General features: G+C 53.6%; 5 protein-coding genes. 2 read left to right on the plus strand and 3 right to left on the minus strand.

Going from position 1 to position 5,082, the window contains the following annotated elements; translation table 11 throughout:
- Together AAC083_RS01440 and AAC083_RS01445 are read right to left on the minus strand one after the other, a co-directional pair.
- Positions 1 to 336: Gfo/Idh/MocA family protein (locus AAC083_RS01440; protein WP_146181555.1), on the minus strand; the 336-nt coding region annotated here is incomplete at its 3' end.
- A 128-nt stretch (positions 337 to 464) separates the two neighbouring features.
- Positions 465 to 1,346, minus strand: a complete 882-nt coding sequence (locus AAC083_RS01445) for a LysR family transcriptional regulator (RefSeq protein ID WP_108535692.1) — start codon at positions 1,344 to 1,346, stop codon at positions 465 to 467.
- Between the two features lie 105 nt (positions 1,347 to 1,451).
- On the opposite strand from AAC083_RS01445, the gene AAC083_RS01450 reads away from it, so the two are divergent.
- Positions 1,452 to 2,060, plus strand: a complete 609-nt coding sequence (locus AAC083_RS01450) for a short chain dehydrogenase (protein ID WP_108535693.1) — start codon at positions 1,452 to 1,454, stop codon at positions 2,058 to 2,060.
- 841 nt (positions 2,061 to 2,901) lie between these two features.
- Here the strand turns inward: AAC083_RS01450 and AAC083_RS01455 are convergent.
- Complete coding sequence (locus AAC083_RS01455) at positions 2,902 to 3,852, minus strand: transposase (protein ID WP_108535694.1); 951 nt, start codon at positions 3,850 to 3,852, stop codon at positions 2,902 to 2,904.
- A gap of 394 nt (positions 3,853 to 4,246) precedes the next feature.
- Here AAC083_RS01455 and AAC083_RS01460 point away from each other — a divergent pair.
- Positions 4,247 to 5,082 (plus strand): hypothetical protein (locus AAC083_RS01460; RefSeq protein WP_146181556.1); only part of this gene is annotated, 836 nt, incomplete at its 3' end.

Here is a 5,082-nt window from a genome sequence, read left to right on the forward strand (position 1 = left end):
ATCCTGCGCCATGGCGAGGTTAGCGAGCTCCTCGGCCTCGGCCAGCGTGTCGCACAGGGGTTTGTCGACAAAGGTGGGGATCCCCGCGCGCAGGCTCTGCTCGGCAAGCTCGCGATGCACCGCAGTGGCAGCGTGGATCATCACGGCATCGGGGCGACTGGCCAGCAGCGCATTAACATCGGTGTACGACTCGGGGATCCGGTACTGGCGAGACAGCTTGTCCAGCACCTCTGGGCTTCGGGTGCAGAGCAGCGGGGTGACCCGCTCGTCGCTGGCAATCAGCGGCAGATAAGCCTTCTGGGCGATATCGCCGAGGCCAATCAGGGCAATGCGCATGGGTACTCCTTGTCACTCGATCAGTGGATAACCGGCTAAGTGCCCGCACCATCTCAGGATTTCCCCCGCAGATCCAGCCTTGCCCTTACCACGCTGCTGACGCTGGCCTTTCTCTGCAAACGGCGGCTTTATCTGGGCGCAAGGGCGCTGACCGACTTAATCACCCCGGCCATCCACTCGATGGCCAGATTGCCCTGACTTTTGCGGTGTCTGCCGATCACCACCTCGAATGGCTGTGGCGCCCCGGCCATCGCCACGGTGCGAAAATCCCCGAGGGCAGCGATGGCCGACGGAATGCAGGCTGCCACGTCATTGACCGACATAAAGGCTTGCAGCGAGGTGTAACAGGGGAGCGTCGCCACCGCCGCGCTGGCGACCTGCTGCGGGCTCATCTGCCCTTCGAAGTTGCCAACGCTGTTGGCGAACTGCACAAAGGGGATGGCCGCCATATCCTGCGGCTGGGCATTATCCCGAAGATATCGGGAGTCCTGGCGCAGCACGCAGCAGTAGTGATCCCGGCGCAGGGTGGTGCGCAGCAACCCCGGGTCGATATAGGCATCAAAGCCAATCACCAGATCAATTTCGCCGCTGGCCAGCGCGTCCAGATGCAGCTCGGCCTGAAAGTCCACCACATCGAGCCGGATGGAGGGTGCCAGGCGTCGCAGGGCGCTCGCCAGCCTTGGGATAATGGCGAGCTGGGCATACTCGTTGGCCATCACCCTGAAGGTGCGCTGGCTGCTGGCCGGAACGAAGGGGGCGGCCACAAAGACCCCGTCGATATCGACCAGGATCTGCTCAAACTTGTCGGCCAGCTCGCAGGCGTAGTCAGTCGGCTGCAAGCCGGCGCTCTGGCGGATAAACAGCTCGGCGGGAAAGGCGTCGCGCAGCTTTTTCAGATGGCTGCTCACCCCCTGCTGGGAGATCTCCAGCAGCTCGGCCACCCGCGACACACTCTTGTGTCTGACCAGCAGCACCAGCACCCGCATCTGCCTGATATCGATCTTCTCCACCCTCACCCCACCAACTTAAGTTGTATCACATACAAATTACCCATGATTTACATTGTATCATTGACTCTCTAACCTTGCAGCTCTTCCAGCAAAGCGAGGTTAACGATGAAAACTGTCATTCTGATTGGTGCTCAGGGGAAAATGGGGCAAGCCGCCCTTAGTGGTCTGGGCAAGCACAACGTCATCACCGCCAGCCGCTCCGGTGAGGGGTGTGATTTTCAGGTGGATATCACCAGCAGGGAGTCTATTGAGCGGCTCTACCAAAACGTCGGCACCTTCGATGCGGTGGTCAATACCGCCGGCTATTGCGAATACGCCCCCTTTGGCGAGATGAGCGACGAGCAGTGGCAAACCACCATCCAGAGCAAGCTGATGGGCCAGATCAATCTGGTCAATGTCGGCCTCAGCTACATCAACCAGGGCGGCTCCTTCACCCTGATCTCCGGCATCCTCAATATCAAGCCGATCCCGCTGGCCATTGCCGATGCCACCACCAGCGGCGCCATCGATACCTTTGTCCAGTGCGTGGCCCACGAGCTGCCCCGTGGCATTCGCATCAATGTGGTCAACCCGACCGTACTGGAAGAGGCGTGGGACATATATGGCGAGATGATGCCCGGCTTCCAGCCGGTGCCGGGCGCCCTGGTCGGCAAGGCGTTTGAGCGCTCCGTCGACGGCTTTATTAGCGGTCAGGTGCTCTATGTCGATGCCTGATCCCGCTCAGCCGTGATCCCTTTGCCTGTTGTCATACCCTGTCGATGATTTTCCTCTTCCCCGAAAGCGCCCTGCTCTCGGGGCTTTTTGTATTGAGGCCGCTCATCCCCGCCAGCACTGAGTCGTATCGTCAGCAGATGGAACAACCATTCGTAATCGGCCGGTTTGGTGATTTGGTGCAAAAAATGATGAATTTCTGATGGTTACCTCCATTTTATGCTCGCTGGGCCGGCTTCGTTTGGCTTACCATGGCCATCCAGAACCTGTTGAACTGTGATGGGTTGCTGCCAACGCGGGTCAAGGGAGCATATTGGAAGCTGTCATCCACGGGCGGTAGCGTGAGATTTGGTAGCATTACGCCTTACCCAGAAAGGTGGGTGTCCCAGATTTCCCCTACCCAGAAAGGTGGGTGTCCCAGATTTCCCCGGATGGTTACCTCCATTTTATGCTCGCTGGCACAGCTTCGTTTGACTTACCATTGCCATCTAGAACCTGTTGAACTGCGATGGGTTGCTGCCAGCGCGGGTCAATGGAGCATATTGGAGGCTGTCATCCACGGGCGGTAGCGTGGGATTCAGTAGCATTACGCCTTACCCAGAAAGGTGGGCAGAAAGGTGGGTGTCCCAGATTTCCGAGAGTGGAAATTGGGACACTCACCTTTTGGTGCAAGCCACTATCAGGCTGCTTGCAGGCACAATAAGGGTGAATGCATTCGAACTGATACCTGCAAAAGTCGGCTAGTGGGAGAGATTTTCAGGTTTAGAAAGCAACAGCCCCTGCACAGCCATCCACTGAACTATGTGCAATACCCGGAGCTATCGAGAGGGTGGACGCAAATCAATCAGAGCTGTGGTTGATGGCATCGCCGCTGGCCACAGTGGCGGGCAAACTGCTGGCAATGATCTCTGTCTCCCACCACTCTGATCCCTTGTCGCCTAAACAGCGTCACCTGTTTCAACCAGCGGGCGCCATCAAGACCCAGCCGTTCCAGGATGGGTCCAAGACGGGCCGGAATATGACCCCGCTTGTCGGGCCGAATAGCACGACCCGTCCAATCAACCAGCATCAGGTAATCGGTGAAGGCATAGGGCAACTCTTCAGGCTTCCCTTGGCTGGCAAACGGCAGCAAAAGTGGTAGCAAAACCTCAGGAGTAGCAGGTTCCTCAAGGCGCTGTTTGATACTGGTGTAGTCGCTCTGCTCCGGCCGGTCGGTCAACGCAGCTCGTATCGGATTGAGGTCAACATACGCCATACAGGCCAGCAAGGCTGATTCGGTGAGCAAAGCCTGACTCTTGAAGCGGCCCTCCCAGAAATGGCCCTTGCAACCATCTTCCTGATTGGCCTGACGGGCCAGACTTTCATTGAGTAGCCGAATAAACCAGCTGATGGAGTGAAGCCGCTCCCGCCATTGGGCAAGCAATTGCTGCACGACCGCCAGTTCAGGCTCGATCAGCGTCTCCCCCTGATACCAGCGTCGTACCAACAGCGGCCACTGGAAAAGAGCCGCCCAGCGCTCAGCCACCTCCCGTTCACTCCAGTTGGCCGCCGTATCGGGCTCCACCTTGAGCACAAGATGATAGTGATTGCTCATCACCGCATAGGCACAAACACCGATAGCAAACAGCCGTGACAGTTGCCCCAACTTGTCGACCACCCACTGGCGCCGATGTTCGTAACTCTGGCCAGAATGGGCATCGTCACCACACAGGAAGGCTCGCCGCACACAGCGGCTCACCACGTGGTAGTAAGGCGTATCCTGCAAGCTGATTTGACGTGAACGGGCAATGGTCATGGCGCATCCCTCAACGGTGACCTCTTAAGTCAAGAACAGCACTACGCCACTGTCAAAAAGGTGGGTGTCCCAGATTCCCCAGATTCCGTTTCCTCAGAAAGGTGGGTGTCCCAGATTTTCTTGGAAGCTGTAATCCACGGGCGGTAGTGTGAGATTTGGTGACGTTACGCCTCACACAAAAAGGTGGGTGTCCCTGATTTCCGCCTGATTTCCGTTGAACTGCGATGGGTTGCTGCTATCGCGGGTCAGGGGAGCATATTGGAAGCTGTAATCCACGGGCGGTAGCGTGGGATTTGGTGGCATTACGCCCCATACAGAAAGGTGGGTGTCCCAGATTTTTGATTAGCAATAAACACGAGATAAATTTCACCATGTTAACACTAGAGGCGTATGAATGAATTTTTTTGAAATTGATAAAAATTTAGATGCAGAACGTCTGCATTCAAAATTTAATGCTCTGAACGACCAACATGAGTACGCTGGAGCTAAAGAAGTGATTTCTTCTTGGGGAAGAGATTTTTTTGACCGCGATAATAAAGCTAAGAAAGAATTTCAAACAACCTTTCATTCTACATTTTGGGAACTTTATCTTCATTTCGCACTGAAGGAGATGAACTTCAAAATTAGTGAAAAACACAATAGACCAGATTTTATCGTTGAAACGCCTACAGAGATATACATTGAAGCTGTAGTTTCAGAGATTAAAAAAGATGGTACTCCTGAGAAACTACGTTCCATAGAAGATGTTGCAGCCAACTTGAGACCGATTAAAACCAAGGATGAGTTCTCAGAAATTATAGATGAGGCAATATCACGGCACTCTAATTCTATAATATCAAAGCTTAATAAATATACTGGATACCAAGATAAAGATGGCAAATCAATAAAAGGATATATTGAGTGTGACTGGGTATCACCTAAAGTCCCATATATAATTGCACTATCATCTCATGACCAGATTGCATATGGTAGAGAGTTTATTTATTCAATGTTTGCTTTGCTATATGGATACTATTACGACCCAGAAAAAGGAACATATATCAACAGAGCAACAATTAAAAAACCAGGTACTGACTCGAACCTAAACCTTGGCATTTTCTTAAATGATTCATTCAAGGAGATTTCAGCGATTTTATTTTGCAATACACTCACGCTGGGGAAATTAGCCTCGCTTCACAAATCAGAGAACAATAATTTTGATACAGTCATAAATATTAGATACTTGCAAGA

It is taken from the genome of Aeromonas sp. HMWF014, from assembly GCF_963878295.1.
Lineage (GTDB): Bacteria > Pseudomonadota > Gammaproteobacteria > Enterobacterales > Aeromonadaceae > Aeromonas > Aeromonas popoffii.